The 20,026-nt window shown below is 49.1% G+C and carries 16 protein-coding genes and 2 pseudogenes; 16 read left to right on the forward strand and 2 right to left on the reverse strand.

Annotation, left to right across the window (positions count from 1 at the left end):
* The 15 genes and pseudogenes from sdhB to pgmB all read left to right on the forward strand — a co-directional run bounded on the left by sdhB (position 1) and on the right by pgmB (position 17,677).
* Positions 1 to 765: a succinate dehydrogenase iron-sulfur subunit gene (gene sdhB / locus ACE3MQ_RS17410; RefSeq protein WP_379394898.1), complete on the forward strand. Its 765-nt coding sequence runs from the start codon at positions 1 to 3 to the stop codon at positions 763 to 765.
* Positions 766 to 1,103: 338 nt separating this feature from the next.
* The gene (locus ACE3MQ_RS17415) at positions 1,104 to 2,231 is read left to right on the forward strand and encodes an ABC transporter substrate-binding protein (protein WP_379394900.1); all 1,128 of its coding nucleotides are present in this window, start codon (positions 1,104 to 1,106) and stop codon (positions 2,229 to 2,231) included.
* A 109-nt stretch (positions 2,232 to 2,340) separates the two neighbouring features.
* A pseudogene (locus ACE3MQ_RS17420) lies at positions 2,341 to 3,212 on the forward strand (branched-chain amino acid ABC transporter permease).
* Between the two features lie 3 nt (positions 3,213 to 3,215).
* Entirely contained in the window at positions 3,216 to 4,187 is a 972-nt protein-coding gene (locus tag ACE3MQ_RS17425; protein ID WP_379394902.1) for a branched-chain amino acid ABC transporter permease, read from the forward strand.
* Entirely contained in the window at positions 4,187 to 4,963 is a 777-nt protein-coding gene (locus ACE3MQ_RS17430) for an ABC transporter ATP-binding protein (protein ID WP_379394904.1), read from the forward strand. The genes ACE3MQ_RS17425 and ACE3MQ_RS17430 overlap by 1 nt, the downstream gene beginning before the upstream one ends.
* A gap of 17 nt (positions 4,964 to 4,980) precedes the next feature.
* Entirely contained in the window at positions 4,981 to 5,688 is a 708-nt protein-coding gene (locus ACE3MQ_RS17435) for an ABC transporter ATP-binding protein (protein WP_463140295.1), read from the forward strand.
* 395 nt (positions 5,689 to 6,083) lie between these two features.
* On the forward strand, positions 6,084 to 6,641 hold the full coding sequence (locus ACE3MQ_RS17440; RefSeq protein WP_379394908.1) for an L-2-amino-thiazoline-4-carboxylic acid hydrolase: 558 nt from the start codon (positions 6,084 to 6,086) through the stop codon (positions 6,639 to 6,641).
* Positions 6,628 to 7,868, forward strand: a pseudogene (locus tag ACE3MQ_RS17445) (hydantoinase/carbamoylase family amidase). Before ACE3MQ_RS17440 ends, ACE3MQ_RS17445 begins: the two are co-directional and overlap by 14 nt.
* Before the next feature lie 238 nt (positions 7,869 to 8,106).
* Positions 8,107 to 9,864, forward strand: coding sequence for a sensor histidine kinase (locus tag ACE3MQ_RS17450; protein ID WP_379394910.1), 1,758 nt, complete (start codon positions 8,107 to 8,109; stop codon positions 9,862 to 9,864).
* Complete coding sequence (locus ACE3MQ_RS17455) at positions 9,861 to 11,411, forward strand: response regulator (RefSeq protein ID WP_379394912.1); 1,551 nt, start codon at positions 9,861 to 9,863, stop codon at positions 11,409 to 11,411. Before ACE3MQ_RS17450 ends, ACE3MQ_RS17455 begins: the two co-directional genes overlap by 4 nt.
* 94 nt (positions 11,412 to 11,505) lie before the next feature.
* Positions 11,506 to 12,786, forward strand: coding sequence for an ABC transporter substrate-binding protein (locus tag ACE3MQ_RS17460; RefSeq protein WP_379394914.1), 1,281 nt, complete (start codon positions 11,506 to 11,508; stop codon positions 12,784 to 12,786).
* A gap of 12 nt (positions 12,787 to 12,798) precedes the next feature.
* Positions 12,799 to 13,674, forward strand: coding sequence for a carbohydrate ABC transporter permease (locus ACE3MQ_RS17465; RefSeq protein WP_379394916.1), 876 nt, complete (start codon positions 12,799 to 12,801; stop codon positions 13,672 to 13,674).
* Positions 13,674 to 14,504 (forward strand): carbohydrate ABC transporter permease, encoded by an 831-nt coding sequence (locus ACE3MQ_RS17470; protein WP_379394918.1) that lies wholly within the window; start codon positions 13,674 to 13,676, stop codon positions 14,502 to 14,504. Before ACE3MQ_RS17465 ends, ACE3MQ_RS17470 begins: the two co-directional genes overlap by 1 nt.
* A 157-nt stretch (positions 14,505 to 14,661) precedes the next feature.
* On the forward strand, positions 14,662 to 17,007 hold the full coding sequence (locus tag ACE3MQ_RS17475; RefSeq protein WP_379395116.1) for a glycoside hydrolase family 65 protein: 2,346 nt from the start codon (positions 14,662 to 14,664) through the stop codon (positions 17,005 to 17,007).
* A gap of 1 nt (position 17,008) precedes the next feature.
* Positions 17,009 to 17,677: a beta-phosphoglucomutase gene (gene pgmB / locus ACE3MQ_RS17480; protein WP_379394920.1), complete on the forward strand. Its 669-nt coding sequence runs from the start codon at positions 17,009 to 17,011 to the stop codon at positions 17,675 to 17,677.
* A gap of 68 nt (positions 17,678 to 17,745) precedes the next feature.
* Here the strand turns inward: pgmB and ACE3MQ_RS17485 are convergent, their stop codons facing one another.
* Entirely contained in the window at positions 17,746 to 17,913 is a 168-nt protein-coding gene (locus ACE3MQ_RS17485; RefSeq protein ID WP_379394922.1) for a hypothetical protein, read from the reverse strand.
* A gap of 70 nt (positions 17,914 to 17,983) precedes the next feature.
* Positions 17,984 to 18,766 (reverse strand): IclR family transcriptional regulator, encoded by a 783-nt coding sequence (locus ACE3MQ_RS17490; protein ID WP_379394924.1) that lies wholly within the window; start codon positions 18,764 to 18,766, stop codon positions 17,984 to 17,986.
* A gap of 313 nt (positions 18,767 to 19,079) precedes the next feature.
* Between ACE3MQ_RS17490 and ACE3MQ_RS17495 the strand changes: the two genes are divergently transcribed.
* Positions 19,080 to 19,847, forward strand: coding sequence for a YwaF family protein (locus ACE3MQ_RS17495; RefSeq protein WP_379394926.1), 768 nt, complete (start codon positions 19,080 to 19,082; stop codon positions 19,845 to 19,847).
* Positions 19,848 to 20,026: the final 179 nt, after the last annotated feature.

Consider the following 20,026-nt stretch of genomic DNA (forward strand, 5'->3'; position numbering starts at 1 on the left):
ATGGCAATTGCGGAAACAGCGGCCAAGAAGGTAAAGTTTATTATTACGCGCCAAGACAAGCCGGAATCGGCTCCCTATACGGAAGAGTTCGAGCTGAATTATCGTCCTGGCATGAACGTCATCAGTGCCCTGATGGAAATTCAGCGTAATCCGGTAAATATGAACGGTAAGGATACGGCGCCGGTATGTTGGGATTCCAACTGTCTGGAGGAAGTATGCGGTGCCTGTTCGATGGTGATTAACGGCAAGCCGCGTCAGGCTTGCGCTGCATTGATCGACAATTTGGAGCAGCCAATTCGGCTGGAGCCGATGAAGACGTTCCCGGTCGTTCGGGATTTGGTCATTGACCGCAGCCGTATGTTCAATGCGTTGAAGCGCGTCAAAGCGTGGATTCCGATTGACGGCACGTATGATTTGGGTCCAGGCCCGCGCATGGCGGAGAAGAAGCGTCAATGGGCGTATGAGCTGTCCAAATGCATGACGTGCGGCGTATGCTTGGAGGCATGCCCGAACGTGAATGAGAAGACCGATTTCATCGGCCCGGCAGCGATCTCGCAGGTGAGACTGTTCAATGCGCATCCAACGGGCGAAATGAATGCAGAAGAGCGCCTGGATGCGCTGATGGGAGACGGCGGAATCGAGGGCTGCGGCAACTCGCAGAACTGCGTACGCGCTTGCCCGAAAGGCATCCCGCTCACGACATCCATCGCCGAGATGAACAAGGCTACGACGAAGCATATGTTCAAAAGCTGGTTAGGCGTGTAACGTGACTTAACTCAGCTTAACTTAGCTTAGCTTAGGCTTAAGGCTTCATGCTTCATGCAAAGGATAGCGAAACATTAAAGGGACTTATTCTTCACCCATTGGGTGGGAATAGGTTCCTTTTTCTATTGAACGGATTAGGAAGCAAGCATTCGCTGGTAATGAGGAACTCTTGTTTCCCCTTGCAGTGAAGCTGTTAATTACTGAATTTTACAAATGATTTGATATTATCAAAACTGATTCGACGATATAAAATAATTCTTGCTTTTCCAAACAAAACCCCCATAATATAATCCATACTTAACTTATAGGATTAATTTTAATAACTAAGGGGGATCAACATGAAGAGGTCTTTTTTGGTAGTTATTTTGACGGGATTGCTTGTCGGTCTGTTGGGCGGATGCGCCGCAAATGACGGATCGCAGGTTAAGAGCGATACAATTCGAATTGGTCTTGCCGCACCGATTTCCGGTACGCAGGCCCAGTATGGACAGGCCTTCAAGAATGGCGCCGAGCTGGCGGCAGCTCAAATCAACGAGGCAGGCGGAATCGACGGCAAGCAGGTGGAGATCGTCGTTCAGGACGATAAGGGGGATTCCAATGAAGCTGTCAACGTAGCCAATAAATTTGTTTCGGACAAGAATATTTTGGCTGTGGTTGGCCACTTCAACAGCTCGGCTACGCTGGCAACGGCACCTGTGTACAACAAAAACAAAATCGTCGAAATTTCACCGTCTTCCAGCGCGCCTGGCGTAACGGATGCAGGAGAATACACTTTTCGCGTAATTACGACGGATGCGTTCCAGGCCGACTACTTGGCAGATTGGTCTAAAGAACTCGGCTACAGCAAGGTCGCATTGATTTATGAGCAATCGGATTTCTGCCTTGGTTTGCTGGATGTTTATCAAAAATCAGCTCCAGACAACAATATCGAGGTTGTGGCTGCAGAAGCCTATAACCCAGGCGACAAAGATTTCAGCACGATTCTGACGAAGATTAAGGACAAGCAGCCGGAGGCCATCTTTATTGGCGGCTTCTACAATGAGGCGGCTCTGATCTCCCAGCAGGCGAAGAAGCTGAACTTGAGCGTAGACTTTATCGGCGTAGACAGCCTTTATTCCGAAGCTCTGCTTGAGCTGGGCGGTGAGTCCGTGGAAGGCTTTAAGCTGATTGGATTCTTCTATCCGGACGGAGACAATGAGGAAGCAGCGAAGTTTGCCGCGGATTATGAGGCAGCATACAGCAGCAAGCCGGATACGTACGCAGCTTACTCCTATGTGGCTGCTTCGGTTGTCATCAAGGCGATCAAGGAAAAGGGCGCAGACCGGGAGAGCATCAAGACTTACCTGGAAACCTTGAAGGATTACAAGGGAGCGACTGGGGTGCTGAGCTTTGATGAGAACGGCGACGTAGAGACGATTCCTTCGAAATTGACAATTCAAGGCGGAAAGTTCGAACTTTTTAAATAATCAGCAAAACCTTTACGGTCGATGATCGTTTGTCGCAACCACCATTCTAAAGTATTCCGGAGCAGGATTGAGCTTTATTCCTGCTCCCTGGCTTTGAAAGGATGTTATTATGCTCCTTCAACAATTGACTAACGGCTTGACGATCGGAATGATTTACGCCCTGATTGCACTGGGATATACGATGGTCTATGGCATACTGAAAATCGTGAATTTCGCGCACGGCGATATTTTTATGATGGGCAGCTTCCTGGGGCTTTTTTTTATGAAAGAGCTGGAACTGCCGTTATATTTGTCTTTTCTGCTGTCGGCCGTGGTGACCTCCGGGATTGGAATTATGATCGAGCGCTTGGCCTATCGGCCGCTGCGAATGGCGGATCGAATCGTTCCTTTGATCAGTGCGTTAGGGGTGTCTACGTTACTGATCAGCTTGGCCCAAAAATTATGGGGAACGGAAATGCGTCCTTTTCCGACGACGTTCGGCAGCCGCACTTATTCCCTGGGCAATATTACATTTTCCGAAATACAAATTTTAATACTGATTCTGTCATTTATTTTAATGCTTGGCTTACACCTCTTCGTCACGAAGACAAAGACCGGCACGGCGATGCGCGCGACTTCTATAAGCCTGACCAATGCGGCGCTGATGGGCATCAATACGAACCGCATGATCAGCCTGGCCTTCGGGATCGGCTCTGCGCTTGCAGCCTGTGCGGGTATCATGGTCGGCATTTACTATAACGCGGTGTATCCGACGATGGGATATATGGCGGGGATCAACGCTTTTACGGCGGCGGTGCTTGGCGGCATCGGCAGCATCCCTGGAGCAATGCTGGGCGGTGTGCTGCTCGGGCTGGTGGAGACGCTGGGCGGTGCCTATATTTCCACGCGTACAAGAGCGTCATTTCGTTCGCGATCCTCATTATCGTGCTGCTGATCCGTCCTTCCGGCATACTCGGCAAAAAAGATATCAACAAGGTGTAGGTGATGAGCTTGAGGTTAAGGAAAACAACGGCCGTATGGGCAGTGGCTGCATTGCTGGTCGCTTTGCCCCTGGTTCTGCAGCAGGTCAACGATTACTGGATGCATATCGTGATCATGATCGGGATTTTCTCCATCCTATCAATGAGCCTTAACGTTATTATCGGATATGCTGGGCAGTTTGCGCTTGGACATGCTGCCTTTTATGGCATCGGCGCTTATTCTGCGGCCCTGCTCATGATACATTTTCATATTTCGTTCTGGATCGCGCTCCCTGCTGCCGCTATTATTGCAGGATTTTTCGGCTTTTTGTTGGGAACTCCGGTCATTCGCCTGCGGGGAGATTATCTGGGGATCGTTACGCTTGGTTTCGGAGAAATCGTACGTTTGATTTTCGTGAATTGGGTGGATGTGACGCGCGGCCCTATGGGGCTTCCGGGAATTCCTGCTCCTACGCTGTTTGGCTTCACCTTCAGCGGTAAAACGGAGTTTTACTATTTGATTTTAGCGCTTGTGCTGCTGACGTGTTTGGTCATTCATCGGATGGTTCATTCCGGTGTCGGCCTCAGTTTGCTGACCATCCGCGAGGATGAGACGCTGGCGCAATCGATCGGGATTCGTCCGAATAAATACAAGCTGCTCGCGTTTACCGTCGGGGGATTCTTTGCCGGGATCGCCGGGGCGTTCTGGGCCTCCTACATTTCCTTTGTCAGTCCGGATGCCTTCCGCTATCTGGATTCGGTCAATATTTTGGCGATGGTCATTCTGGGGGGTTCCGCCAGTCTGCCGGGCTCGATGCTCGGGGCGGTCATTCTCGTGCTGGCTCCCGAGCTGCTGAGATATATGAGCGATTACAGAATGATGCTGCTGGGACTCGCCATTGTTCTCATGATGATCTTCAAGCCAACCGGATTCTGGGGAGAGAAGCACCGTAAATATAATTTCTACGGCATGGTGCGGAAAAGTGAGGGCAAGTGATGGAGAAGGTATTGGAGCTGGAGAAGGTATCGGTTAGATTTGGCGGGCTGGTTGCCTTGAACAACGTCGACATGACGGTGCGCCGGGGCGAGATTTTATCGATTATCGGGCCGAATGGAGCGGGGAAGACCACACTTTTTAACCTGCTGACAGGCATTTATCAGCCGACCTCCGGCAAAATCGTATATAAGAACCGGGTGATTAATAAGCTGAAGCCCTTCAAGCGGGTAAGTCTGGGCATTGCCCGTACCTTTCAAAATACAAGATTGTTGAAAAATATGACGGTGCTGGAAAATGTGCTTGTGGCGCATGCGGAGTGTCACGGCGAGGGCTTGCTGCAATCGATATTTGCCCGTGGCTCCACGGCTAGACGCCGTGCGGAAATCGTTGAGGAATGCACCCGGAAGCTGGAGGTAGTGGGGCTCGCGCACAAGCTGGACGTCCTGGCCGGAAGCCTGCCTTACGGAGAGCAGCGACTGCTGGAGATTGCCAGGGCGCTGGCTACGGGCTGCGAAATTCTGCTGCTGGATGAACCGGCGGCAGGAATGAATGCGGCCGAAAAAGCTGAGCTCGTCAAAAAAATACGGCAGCTCTCCAAGGAGTTTCACATCGAGATCATTTTGATCGAGCATGACATCGGGATGATCATGGACATTTCCGATCGCATCGTTGTCCTGAATTATGGGGAGAAGATCGCCGAAGGCAGCGCGGAGCAGATTCAGAATAACCCTGACGTCATTCAGGCTTATTTGGGCGGGGAGGTCGAGGAATTTTGACAAGCGATAGCCCATTTATTTTGGAAATTGAAGATTTAAGCGTGAATTATGGCGTGATTTCGGCCGTGAAACAGATGCAGCTCCAAATTCGGCGAGGGGAGATCGTGGCGCTCATCGGAACGAACGGCTCGGGAAAAACCTCGGCGCTGCGCAGCATTTCCGGTCTGAATAAGAATATTCAAGGACAAATCCGATTTGAAGGAAAAGAGATTGCGAAGCTGGAGGCGCATCAGATCGTAGAGAGGGGCATTTCTCAGGTTCCTGAGGGCCGAGGTGTGTTTCCAGACTTGACGGTGCTCGAAAATTTGAAGCTGGGCGCCTATGTCCGGAAGGACAAAGCTGGGATTGCTGCTGACATCCAGAGCATGTTCGAGTTGTTCCCGCGGTTGAAGGAGCGCAGGAAGCAGCTGGCCGGGACGATGAGCGGCGGGGAACAGCAAATGCTGGCGATCGCCCGTGCTTTAATGGCCAGGCCGAAGCTGCTGCTGCTCGATGAGCCATCGATGGGGCTAGCTCCGCTGATCGTGAGGGAAATTTTCACGGCGATCCGCAAGGTGAATGAGGAAGGCGTATCCATCCTGCTGGTGGAGCAGAATGCTAAAATGGCGCTGGCCACAGCCCATCGCGGGTATGTGATGGAGACAGGCAGCATTGTCGTAGAAGGCGAAGCGGCGGAGCTGAGGAATAACGACGTGGTCAAATCCGTTTATTTAGGAATCGGGTAGCAGCAAAAATAGACAGAGTTCAAATTTTTTATAGATGGATTTATAGTAGTTAGTTTCTACGGCAAAGAAGGGAACGTAAAATTAAATGGAATTCATGTCGTTAGAGGAGAGGAAATGGCCAGTTCTGGGTAGAATTCTTGGTTTTAGGTGCATAAAATCCATCTAATCCCCTGAAACATTCGTATAGAGCGTAATTAAATCATGAATTCCATTTAGTGTACGACAGACAGCTTATATAAGATGAACTAAAGGACGTACTTGATTTACATTCATTTCAATAGTTCAACCTATATAGTTAGATAATATTGCATCGACTGCAACTTGGCTGTAATGGGCAAATGTTGAAGTTCAGTCAGTGGTCAGTACAGATAGATTAATAGAGGAGGCGTCTGGTGATGAGCCAAGATAAACAGGACAAAATACAAGAGGATTCCCAGCAAAAGCTGAATCATGACGAAAGTTTGGAGCCCGTAACTCCTTATACGATCATGGCGAAATTGTTTGCCCATCTCTCGAAAGCGGTAGTGGATCGCTTCGGAGAAGAAGGAAAGGACGCGATTCGCGAGGGAGTTCGTACCTTTGGAGAAGAACGGGGCCGGGACATTGCCCGCCGTGCTGCTGCTGCCGGACAGCTGAATGATATTCACAGCTATTTGCCGAACTACGATATGGGGCGCAGCGACCTGTTTGAATACGAGACAGAATACCACCCGGTTGAAATCGAGCAGAACTTCACGAGATGCGCGTTCGGGGATCAGTGGAAAAAAGATGGCATGGAAGAGTACGGGATACTTTATTGCGAAATGATCGATCCGGCAATTGCCAGGGGCTATAATCCCAACTTTGAAGTCGTACACGATAAATACTTGCTCAAAGACGGCAATTGCCATTTTAGGTTCCAGATGAGATCATCGGAGAAGGAGCCTGGAGGTGAGGAGAATGGAGATCAATAAGGATCGCCTGTGGGCAAGGTTGATGGAGCTGGGGGAAATCGGGAAGCAGGCTAGCGGGGGAGTTACCCGCTATTCGTTTACCCGCGATGAATCCCGTGCCAAGAATTTGGTTACCGCTTATATGAAGGAAGCCGGGCTAGCTGTCCGTGAGGATGCTGCCGGGAATATCATTGGCCGACGGGAAGGGGCGAACCTCTCGGCTTCCGCAGTTCTGACGGGATCTCATATCGATACGGTTCCCGATGGCGGAATGTTCGATGGGGCGCTCGGTGTGCTCTCGGCGATCGAAGCGCTGCAGCGAATGAATGAGCAGGGAATATACGAAACGTTCACCCGATTGAAGTCATCGCTTTTACGGATGAAGAGGGCTCCAGGTTCGGATTCGGGATGATCGGCAGCCGGGCCGTAGCCGGAACCTTGCAGCGAAAGGATTTGGAGCAGCGGGATGAACAGGCCACTTCGATTGCCGAAGCGATGCGGGCAGCGGGAATAGAGCCGGAGCGGATCGGCGAGGCAACCAAGCCGTCCCACGAGGTCAAGGCTTACGTAGAGCTGCATATTGAGCAGGGGCGGGTATTGGAGAATCTGGGTGAGCCGGTAGGCCTGGTCACCGGCATCGCCGGCCCGCTATGGCAGCAGTTTGCGCTACGTGGCCAGGCAGGCCATGCCGGGTCAACTCCGATGCACCTGCGGAGAGATCCCATGCAGGCTGCCGCGGAAATTTTAAGCTATATCTATTTGGAAGCGAAGAAATTCAAGAACGCGGTGGCTACGGTAGGGAAGCTGCGGGCTCTGCCGGGCGGCGTAAATGTCATTCCCGGCGAGGTTCAATTCTCGCTCGATTTGCGGGATATCGATGAAGCGCAGCGGGATCAGCTGGAGGCAAAAATTCACGCATACAGCAAGCAGGTGTGCGAGAAGCTGGGGATCGAGCTGCAAATCGACCTGCTGCAAAGGGTAGCGCCTGCTCCCAGCTCCCCGGCAGTGCAGGAGGCTGTGGCTCAGGCTGGCAGGCTGACCGGCCTGCCGGAGCTGCCTCGCTTAGTGAGCGGTGCCGGCCATGACGGGATGCAGTTCAGCTCTCTATGGCCGCTCGGAATGATCTTCGTGCGCTCCCGGGACGGCATCAGCCACAATCCCGAGGAATGGAGCTCGCCCGAGGACTGCGCGGCGGGAACGGAAGTGCTGTATCATACCTTGCTGAAGCTGGCAGGTCGAGATGAATAGGAGACAGCGGCACTGCATCCCCTTTGTTAGACACGATCTAACATTGGGGATGCCGTTTTTTTATGGCGCTAATTTTTATTCGTTGATAATTTTACTTCAAGCAGATAAAATATTATCATTCACTTTCATATAAAATAAGATCCCTCATTTGACCCATTCATTCCAGATTATCGGAATCAAAGCCAGGGCAAAGGGGGATTCTTTTGTATTAACAACTTAGAGGATATGGGGGAGTACGATGAAATGGCTGAAAAGAAGCTTATTTAGAAAATTGCTGGTCGTCATGCTGTGCGTGGCGATTCTGCCCTTCCTGCTGGCGAGCGTGTTTGCTTACCGCACGATTTCCAGCTCTATGGAGCAGCAGGTGATTGACGTAAACCAGAATGCGATGGAGATTATTTCGAATAACCTCAAAATCTATTTCGAGGATTTGAATATGCTGACAGGCTCTTTTTACGTAGACCCCCAGCTCATGAAATACCTGCGTTCCACGGAAATCTCTGCCCTTCAGAAGCTGTACATCTACAATAAAGTGAATGCCATGTATATCAGCCGCCCTGAATTCCATGGAGTTCAGTATATCAGCAAGACCAAAAATCTAACCTTTACCTCTTCAGATGTGGGCAACAATGAAATTAAAAAAATGCTCGGCGATTATGATGAGATCGAGGGCGAAGCTACGGTTTACAGTGTAAAGAGCTTGGGCGGCAAGAACATTTTATTGATCCAGAAAAATCTGGTGGATTATCCCGGAGCGACGGTTCTCGGGACGATAAACATTTATGTGAGCCTTAGTGAAATCGATAAATTGATTCATACCCAGCTTCTGCAGGACAGCGCTTATTTTTTGATGATTAATGAACAGAAACAGTTCCTGTACAGCTCGCTTGAGCAAACAACCGGGGTCGGTTCTATTCAAAGCAAGATGACGGGCAGCAAGGGATCATTTGCAGGGGAGATGAACGGTAAAAAAGGGGTATTCATCTATTCGAACAACGCGAATAAAAATTTGCCCTTTACCCTGGTGAAGTATGTATCTGATTCGGTCATTAATGCCTCTGCTTACACAACGTTGAGCCAATCGGTTGTCATCTTGCTGATTGCGATTATCTTCGTCATCATTTTAGCCGTCATTTTGTCTTATTTCATTATTCTTCCGATTAAAAGATTGCTTCGCAGCATGGTGCGCGTCGAGCAGGGGAACTTTGACATTGAGAAGGAGAGCCAGAGAATAGACGAGCTCGGTATTTTGGAGGATCGGTTCTATACGATGGTAAGAAATCTGGATGAGTTCATGAATCGGGAATACCGGTACAGGCTGGAGCTGTCTACGGCACAATTGAAAATGCTGCAGGCCCAAATCAACCCGCACTTTCTGTACAATACGATGCAGTATATTGGCACGGTTGCGTTAAAAATGAAGGCTTATGAACTTAGTGACAAGATCGCCGAGCTGGGATCGATCCTGCGCTACAGCATGGATTTCCGCACCGACGTCGTCATGCTGAGCATGGAAATCAAGCATATCGAAGACTACATGTCCATTCAATTGGGGAGGTTCAAAAATAAGTTAACCTATTCTATGACCTGTCATCCTGAAGCAGCTTCCATTGAAGTGCCGAAGATGCTGCTGCAGCCTTTGATTGAGAACAGCATCGTGCACGGGATCGAAAAGGGCCGCGGTTACGGAAGCATTCGGCTCGAAATAGATTTAAGCTCAAACGAGGAAACTGAAAATCATGTTCTGCTGATTCGCGTAATCGACAACGGGAAGGGAATACCGGCAGAGAAAATCGAGGCGATCCGCAGTGATTATTTAGAAGATAAGCTGCATTACGGTCAAAACGGGATCGGTTTAATTAACGTACTACAACGGCTGCGGCTGCTATACGGCTCCGATTTTACGTGGGATATGACCAGTGTGCCTTATGAGGCGACGATCATTTCATTAAACATCGTATTGGACAAGACAGAAGAAAGGAAGGAACAGCAATGAGAGTATTGATTGTCGATGACGAAGAGCATGTCAGGGAAGGAATCGATCTGGCGGTAGATTGGGAACGGTTCAATATTGACGAGCGATTCCAGGCCGAGAATGGCAGCCAGGCATTGGAGCTGATACGCCGGCATAAGCCGGGAATCGTGTTTTGTGATATGAGCATGCCGGAGATGAACGGGATTCAACTGCTGGATCTCATTCGCCGTGATTTTCCGGACATTCAGATTATCGTCGTTAGCGGATACGATGACTTTACTTATACCCAGGCTACGATTCGCGCTAAAGGCGTGGATTATATATTGAAGCCATTTAAGAAACGGGATCTTGAGCAAGCGCTGTCCCAGGCCGTGGCTTTGTGCAAGCAGCGTGAGAACAGTATGCGGGTTGAACGGGATACGGGCTTTCTTGTTCAGCAGGCCGATTATGTCGTAATGGAACAGAGGATGTCCCAGCTGTTAAAAGGGGACGATGCATCCTTGCCCGAACTGGAGAATTATTGCCGCAAGCTCGGCATATCGCCGAACTGCATCAGAATTTCCCTCATATTGATGAGGAATGGTTCCGGATTGATGAAGCAGCGCTATAACGGAGACACCGGACTGTTCTCCTTCGCTGTAAAAAATATAGCTCAAGAATCGTTAGCGGGATATGGAAGCCATCTTCTGTTCCATTTCGAGGAAGAACTGTGGGTATTGGTTACAGGAGAAACCCCGGGCAGCGAAATGACGAGCTCATTGAATTTTTATATCGATAAAATGACGGGGGCATGGAATTCGACGATCGGGCTCGAGACGTTCACGGGAGTCAGTCAGCATGTATCCGATTTGCTGAACGTTCAACAGCAGTACTTGAGTGCAAGGGCTGAGCTAATTCAGTCCCCGATTATTGCCGGGCAGCGGACAGGCCTTGATAAACCCGTATTGTCCGATAAAGAATTGCAGTTGAACATCGCTCTGGAGAATGGCGACAAGCTCCGGGTCGAAGAGGTGATCAAAGGGTTTACGGCTGAGCTTCAGCAGTGCGGGAATGTTAGTCTGGCCGATCTTCAGCGTTATACCAAGGAAGCCAATTATATGATCGAGCGGGCCAGCCTTCAGATGGACAAGGACATTAACGTCTTATCCCTTTCCATATGGATCAGCTATATCGAGGAGTGGGGAATCAAGTGGATTCAGCAGTGGTGGCGGCTGATTGAGGAATGCGGGAATAACGGCTACGAGGGCAGGAGCATTCAACTTATTCATGACTATATTGAACAGCATTTTCATGAGAACTTCTCCCTGAATGAGCTGTCGGAGAGATTTCACTTTAGTCCGCAGCATATCGCGAGGAGGTTTAAAGAGAAGTACAACATGACCGTCATTACCTACCAGACGGAGCTGCGCATGCAGAAGGCCAAGTCATTGCTTGAGCATACCGATCTGCCGGTAGTGAAAATCTCGGAAATGATCGGTTACCAGGATGAGAGCTATTTCAGCAAAGTGTTCCGCAGGCAGCATGGTTTGTCCCCGTTAAAATATCGCAAGATGGTACGAGGTTCATAAAGTACTAGTTTCAGCGAAGATCGTCTATGTTTCGACATAGGGGAAACTCATAGAATAAAGTTGTAGCAAACAACAACTTAGGGGGTATATAAAGATGCGCAAGGTTATGTTAATGCTTCTCACCAGTGTTGTACTTTTGTCCCTGATCAGCGGATGCGCTGGCGGAAGCAGCCCGAAAACCAATGAGGGTTCAGGAACTGATTCAGGGAATTCGAACGACAAAGTAACGATTAAAATTATGGATTTCAAGACCGAAATCACGGATAAAATCAAAGCGATGGCCGCCGACTACATGGCTGAAAATCCAAATGTCACTATTGAGGCTCAGGTTACCGGCAATTACGATACGCTGGTGAAAACCCGTTTTGCTGCTGGGGACGGCCCTGATATTTTCATGACGAGAGCTTATACCGACATTCAGGATTGGTCGGAAAGACTCGTTGATTTGTCCAATGAGCCGTGGATGGACAAGGTTATTCCTTCGTCCGAGCCAGGGATGACCGTCGATGGCAAGAAGTATGGCTTCCCGCTTGCGGTCGAGGGCTACGGATTTATTTACAACAAGGATATGTTCGCTCAAGCAGGCATCGAGAAGCTGCCTACGACATTAACAGAATTGAAGGAAGTTAATGAGAAATTGAAGGCGGCAGGCATTTTATCTTACTCTGAAGGCTATAACTCGTTCTGGGTGCTCGGCCAGCATTTGTTCAATCTTCCGTTCGCTTATGAGCCGGATTCGGAAGGCATGATCGAGAAAATGTACAAAGGCGAAGCCCAAATTGCCGATCTGAAAAATTTGGACGGGTTCTTTGATGTATTGGACATGACGGTAGATTACGGTAAAGGCACGGATACGATCGGTCTTAACTATGACAATCAAGTGTCCGACTTTGCCTCCGGGAAAACGGCCATGATTCAGCAAGGCGTGTGGGCGATCGATTCGATCACGAAGATCAATCCGGATATGAACCTCGGGATGTTCGCGATTCCTTTGAATGACAATCCTGAGGATACGAAAATGCCTGTAGGCGTGTCCACGTATTACTCCATCAACAAAGATTCCAAGGTAATCGACGAGAGCAAGAAATTTTTGATCTGGCTGCACGAAAATGGCCAGAAGTATATCGTGGATTCTTATAAGATGATTCCTGCTTTTACGGATTTGGAAACGACGTCCGATCTGGGGCCTTTGGCAGAAGATCTCGACAAGTATTTGAAGGATGAGAAAACGCTGATCTGGTCGTTCCAACTGTGGCCGTCCGGGATTGCGGAAGACTTCACAGTACCTCTTCAAGCCTATGTCGGTGAACAATATGACAAAGATCAGGCCATCAAAGAACTGCAAAGCATCTGGGATCAAAAAGTCAAAAAATAGGAATGATTGGACATGGCGATTAAATCACGCGGATGGTTGATATATGCAGCTTTCGTTGCGCCGGCTATCCTGTTCTTCACATTGATTATTCTTATTCCATTCCTGAGAGCGATTATCTTCAGCTTTCAGGATTGGGATGGAATTAGCAGCAACATCAGTTGGGTCGGGTGGAGCAACTATCAACAGCTGCTCCACGATGCCTCCTTCTGGAGGTCTTTCAAATTTACGGCCAAGTATGTCGTAGCGACTACGATTCTGCTGAACGTTTTTGGATTACTGCTAGCCCTTGGGCTGAACCGGGCGATCAAGCTCAGAAACCTGCTGCGGACGGTCTATTTCTTGCCCTATGTCATGGGCTCGGTCATTGTAGGCTTCATCTGGAAATTTATCATTACGAATTTGTTCGGCCAAATCGGAGCGGCTACCGGCTGGTCTATTTTTCAAAAAAACTGGCTGAGCCTGCCTGATTATGCGTTCTGGTCCATTGTTATGGTTGCCGTATGGCAATCTGTTGGTTACTTTATGATCATCTATCTATCTGCCTTGCAGGGCGTACCGAAGGATTTGATAGAAGCTTCGGAAATTGACGGAGCCGGATATTGGAGCAGAATGCGAAATGTCGTATTCCCGCTGATCAGACCGGCGATTACGATTAATCTGTTCCTGGCTATTGCCAATGGCTTCAAAGGATTTGACCTGAACTACTCGTTAACGGGCGGGGGGCCCTTCGGAACCACGCAATCATTGGCTTATCACATTTATACCGAAGGCTTCGGCAGAAACCTGTTCACCTATGCTTCATCAAAGGCGGTTATATTCTTCCTTATTCTAGCTACCGTTACTATTGTTCAGTCCCTTGTACTGAAACGTAGGGAGGTAGAGATGTAATGAAGAAACGAGACAAGAAATTGAATTGGATTATATTTACAATCTTATTTGTAATTGCTATATTCGTTTTCTTTCCATTGTATGTCACGCTGGTGAATTCATTTAAATCCTATAATGAAGTTGTTTCATCGGTAGCATCATTGCCAAGTATTTTGCACTTTGATAATTTCAAGACGGTATGGAATCAATTGAATTTCGGCGGCGTATTCATGAACTCTTTAATCATCACGGTCGTTTCCGTAGTCGGGATCTTATTGATCAGTGCGCCTGCCGCGTATCAGTTTGTACGGCGTCCCGGATGGGTGAGCACGGCATTGTTCATGCTGATCCTGTCATCTCTGGTCATCCCGTTCCAGTCGTTGATGATTCCGCTGGTGAAGGTAGCGAGCGATCTGCACATGATGGACTCAATCGTCGGGGTGATCATCATGTACTGGGGCTTCGGCATCCCGTTAGCATTGTTCCTGTACCACGGGTTTATCAAATCGATTCCTCGTGAGCTGGAGGAAGCCGCCTTTATTGACGGCAACGGGATTGTAGGCGCATTCTTCCGCATCGTGCTGCCGCTGCTTAAGCCTATTACGACAACGATTGCCATTCTGCATTCCTTATGGATCTGGAATGACTTCCTGCTTCCATTGATTACGCTGAGCTCCAAGAAGAATCAGACGATTCCGCTTGCTTCGTCGGTTTATTTCGGGCAATACATGAATGAATGGCACTTGGCAATGGCCGCTCTGACGATGGCGTCGATCCCGGTCATTATCTTCTTCATTATCATGCAGCGCAACATTATAGATGGAATCACTGCGGGCGCGGTCAAGGGTTAAGAAGCAGCTTGCACGGATCATTCGAATGATTGATGCCCGTATTTCCCTTTTTTTCGATGGGAAAACGGGCATTTTGTTTATGCATTTTGGGTCAACAATCAAAGAAATAAATGGCGATGCGGGAAACGGCATCGGATTGGAGGAATTTAGCGTGGGGATGAAATATGATTTAGGAACGGGCGAGGAGAAGAACTGGATTGTAGCCGAATCATCTTTCTCCAGCAATTTGCTGGGAAAGGCCGAGGCGATCATGTCTCTTGGCAACGGATATATGGGTTTACGCAGTGCTGCGGAGGAGCCCTATGTCGGCGAAGTAAGGAATCTGTTCGTCGCCGGAACCTTTAACAAATCGGATGCGCAGGAAGTATCGGAGCTTCCGAATGCCGCCGATGTGACTCGGATGAATATTTTTATTGATGGAGAACGATTGGACGCATCCGTGCGGACGGAGGATTACGTTAGGGCGCTGAACCTGAAGACTGCGGAGCTGAGAAGATCGTTTATTTGGACAACCTCCGCTGGGAAACAGGTGGCATTGAAGTTTAGAAGGTTCGTGTCGCTCGACAACCTGCACGTTATCGGCATGCAGATGGAGCTGGAGGCATTGAGCGATGACGTGCATGTGAGCGTGGAGAGCGGCGTGAACGCCCAGGTATCCAACAGCGGGGCGCAGCATTTCTTTGAAGGCGAGAAGCGGATCTACGACAAGAAGTATGTGGAGATGGTGGCGAGAACGAAAGAATCCCTTATCGACTTTATGTTCCATACGGTGCATCACGTTACTCTTGCGGGTGCGGAGCTGAATGAGCCGTTTATGCGGATGGATCGCCGGCTGATTATGCTCAGCTATAAAGGTACCCTCGCGAAGGGGCAGAAATTCTCGCTTGAGAAATTGACGACGGTGCACACCTCCCGGGATAAAGCGTTCGACGGCTTGACGCTGCAGGAGATGCGCGATCGAGCCCTGTCAACCTTGAAGCAGTGCGCAGCCAAGGGTTATGAAGGTTTGTTTGCGCAGCATGTGCAAGCGTGGGAACAGAAGGTGTGGAAGCAATACAAGCTTAACATTGAATCCGAAGACGCCTTTGACCTTCTGGCGGCGCGCTTTGCACTCTATCATTTGACTATTATGACTCCGGCCCATGATGAGCGGATGGGGATTGCTGCCAAGGGGCTTAGCGGCGAGGGCTATCAGGGTCACTCCTTCTGGGATACGGAGATGTTCATTCTTCCGTTCTTTATTTATTCCAATCCTGAGGTGGCGAGATCGCTCTTGATTTATCGTTATTTAGGTCTTGAAGGGGCGAGAAAGAAAGCGCGAAGCAACGGCTACGAAGGGGCCATGTACCCCTGGGAGGCTGCCTGGCCGAGCGACGGCGAGATGGCCCAGGAATGGGGGCGCGTGGATATCGTCACCGGCAAGCAGACGAAGATCTGGACCGGCTTTATTGAGCAGCATATTACTGCTGATGTAGCGTTTGCGGTATGGCAGTATGAAATGGTTACCGGCGATCAAGCCTTCATGGACGATTATGGCTATGAAATTATTTTTGATACGGCCAGGTTCTGGGCCAGCCGTCTGGAATGGGATGAAGACAGAGGACAGTATTGTATTAATGACGTGATCGGCCCGGATGAGTACAAAGAGCATGTGGACAACAATGCGTTTACGAACTATTTTGCCCATTTCAACATGCAGCTCGCCATCAAGTACTATAGCCATCTGAAGGAGAGCGATTCTGCCGTATTTCACCGTTTGAATGAAGCGCTGGATTTGGATCAGGCGATGGAGGCCTGGATGAAATGCATTGATAAAATTTATCTTCCGCAGCCGGGAGAAGATTTAGTTATCCCGCAGGATGATACTTACCTGACGAAGCGGATTATCGATTTGACAAAATATAAAAACCAGGCGCATGTAAATACGATTTTCGAGGATTACAGCTTGGAGCAATTGAGCGATATTCAGGTATCCAAGCAGGCCGATTTGATGATCCTATTCTATTGGCTCGAAGACAAGTTTACGCATGATGTGAAGATTGCCAACTACAATTACTACGAGCCGAAGACGATCCATGACTCCTCCTTGAGCCTGTCCACGCATGCGATACTCGCCAATGACTTGGGTGATGGTCAGCTCGCTTACCGATTATTCAGGCAGGCTTGTGAGATCGATTTGGGGCCGGAAATGAAATCCTCCGATTTAGGGATGCATACGGCTTCTATCGGCGGCATCTGGCAGGTGATCGTGATGGGCTTCGCCGGAATGCGCATGCTGCATGGCGAATTAAGGATGGATCCGAAGCTGCCGGAGCATTGGAGCAAGCTGGAGTTCATGATCAATTGGCAAGGGCAGCGCCTGAAAGCGGAGATCACGAAGGATCGGCTTGTGATAGAGGCGACGGATCGCGTCCCGGTTAAGCTGGAGGTTTACGGGAAGAAATATCGCTTTAGCGATGTGTTGACGATTAACCTAGCAGAAGCGAAAGGGGACAGAGACTGACATGAAACTGCAAGCTGTATTATTCGATCTGGATGGTGTCATTACCGATACCGCAGAGTATCATTACATGGCATGGAAGCAAATGGCGGAGCAGATTGGGATCGATATCGATCGTGCTTTCAATGAGCAGCTCAAAGGGATTAGCCGCATGGAATCTCTTGAGCGGATCCTGGTCCATGGACGCAAGGAGCAGCAGTATACAATGGAGCAGAAGGAGCGATTGGCTGCAGACAAGAACAAGCATTACGTATCACTGCTAACACAGCTTGCACCTGAGCATGTCTATCCGGGAATTCATGAATTGCTCGATCAACTGGCGGAGCGCCAAATCCCCGCCGTGCTGACATCTGCGAGCAAGAATGCGCCGCAAATTTTAAGCTCTTTGGGTCTTGCTGAACGCTTCCACACAATTGTGGATCCGGACGGCATTCCCGGCAAGCCGGCGCCCGACATCTTCTTGAAGGGAGCGGAGGCGGCAGGAGCGGACCCCGCATGCTGCATCGGGATTGAGGATGCGCAGGCCGGCGTCGAAGCGATTAAGGCGGCAGGGATGTTCGCGGTCGGGATCGGAGAGCAAGAGCTGCTTTGTGCCTCCGGTGCGGATATCGTGTTCGACAGCACGGCTAAATTGAATTTAACATCGGTGCTGCAAGCGGCCAATCTGAATTAATCGAAGGCGGAGATCGGTGTATTGCCGAGCCGATAATGTTAGTTAACCCCGCTGATAGCGGGGTTAAATTATACAACCAAGTTATACCATAATAGAACCCTTCGGGGTTCTTTTTGTCTATGATAATAGAAATGGCTCAGCTCCGCTGCACTTTTTTTACCGCATGCCCCTCCCGACGCGAGTGTAATGATGGCTGCTGCACGATGATCATCGTTGATGCACGGTCGACGCGCCATGCCTACCCCCAAGATACGATATGTCTTCTTCTATGAAAGGGCTAGTAGACTTTTTTTGTTATGCTCAGCCTTAAACGGGCTTGACCGGATAGCCGAACTGGCCTGAAATTTCCTCCGCAGCAGCGAGCAAATCCGTGAGGATCTGCTCCTCATTCTCTTTGATTCGCTTCAGCGAGCCGATAACGCTGATCGTACCGATGGTTTTACCGCCGGCGTCCTTTACGGGTGCGGCTATGCTATAAGCGCCTGTCTCGATTTCCTCGTCCTCAATACTGTATCCCTGTTCCCGAATTTGCTGCAGGCTGTTCAGCAGCTTCTTCTTATCCGTTATCGTTTTCTCCGTCAGCATGGTTAACTTATAGTTCTGCAGCAGGCTTTGCAGCTCAAGCTCCGGCATATGGGCCAGAAATATTTTGCCCGAAGCAGAGGCATGCATCGGCAGCTTGCTGCCTGCCCGCGAACTAACGATGAAGTAATTGTTAGGGGACTCCACCTTGTCTACGCAGAAGATTTGCTCATGCTGGTAGACGTATAAATGAGAGGTCTCATGAAATTTTTTAGTCAGCTCCGTTAGATAGGGATGCCCAATTTCCTTGAGATCCAGGCTTTGCGATACTAGATTGGCCTTCAGCAGAAATTCGAGGCCGAGCCGGTATTTGCCGTTGTTCGGGTTTTTATCGATGTATGAATAAGCGCAGAGCGTATTGATCAGACCATAAACGGTACTTATGTTCAAATTCAGCTTCTCGCTGATTTCAGTAAGCGACAGCTGCGTATGCAGCGAATCGAAGCAGTTTACGATATCAAGCGCCCGTTTCACGGATTGAATCAGGCGGGGATTTTTCTCGTTCAATACTATAACCTCCACTATGTATAGCAGTAATTTACTTCTCTAGCCACTATGTTCGGGGGTTTATCCGACAATGTCAATAGGGGTTTGATAATGTAGCAGTCAATTAATCTAGCTTTTGATTAGCTTGCGGGCCCGGGCGAAAATATTTTCACCATAAGTAATAGCTGAACTGTTATGCAGATAGGGAGGTAAAGTTGTCTGATGTATGACAAGAACCGTCAAGCAAACAAGCGCTTGACCTGTTCTATTGTTACAGTCCATATTATAAACATCAACAAAGATCGCCGGAAATGAGAAGGAAAGGAAAAGGCTGATGAACATGTCTAGTTTTTTTCGGGTAGAGGATGCCCCTGATTTTGGACTGTATTCCGCATCGCATCTTGTAGGGATGGGGCTGTTCCTGCTGCTAATTGCAGCGCTATTTGTGGGGAGAAGGCATATTCGTTCCAGCGTGCTAGTCACGAAGGTGATTCGCTATGGGTTGCTTGGCGTGCTGTTGTTATCTGAAATTGCTCTAAATTCTTGGTATGTGCTTGAGGGACAATGGGATATCACGGATACTCTGCCGCTGGAGCTGTGCAGTGTATCGTTGCTGCTGTCCATTATAATGCTGGTGACGAAAAACCGGCTGTTGTACCAGGTTTTATTTTTTGCCGGGATCGGCGGGGCGCTGCAGGCATGGCTGACGCCTAGTCTGGATTTTGGGTATCCGCATTTTCGTTTTTTTCACTTTTTCATCGCTCATGGAGCAATCATTCTCGCTTCGCTCTATATGACCTGGATCGAACGCTATAGGCCGACATGGAGATCCATTGCGTGGGCCATGCTGTTTCTGAATGTACTGGCCTTAGCTGTCGGCGCGCTGAATTATGCGATTGGCGCTAATTACATGTTCCTTCGGAATAAGCCGAGTACACCCTCCATATTGGATATGTTTGGACCGTATCCATATTATTTGTTGGCGGAGGAGATTATCGCGCTCACGATGTTTATAATTATGTATGCGTTGTTCTTCTGGATTCCTGATTTGAGGAGAGGAGCGGCCAGACAGCCGGACAACAAGAAGGAGCTTACTAGATAGACGTAGCTGTGAAATATGTTGCTATAAACAGCGGCAGCGGCTAAGGGGCCCGTGTACTTGAGCATACATGAGAGTGAAGCTTCTACGGGAACTTGATTTAATGAAAGAGCTAGACTGCATATCAAAATGTAAGAAACAGCTCATATTAGAATGTGTGTAAAAATTTCTATATCAAAGGA

The organism is Paenibacillus lentus (assembly GCF_042714055.1).
Taxonomy (GTDB): Bacteria; Bacillota; Bacilli; order Paenibacillales; family Paenibacillaceae; genus Fontibacillus; species Fontibacillus lentus_A.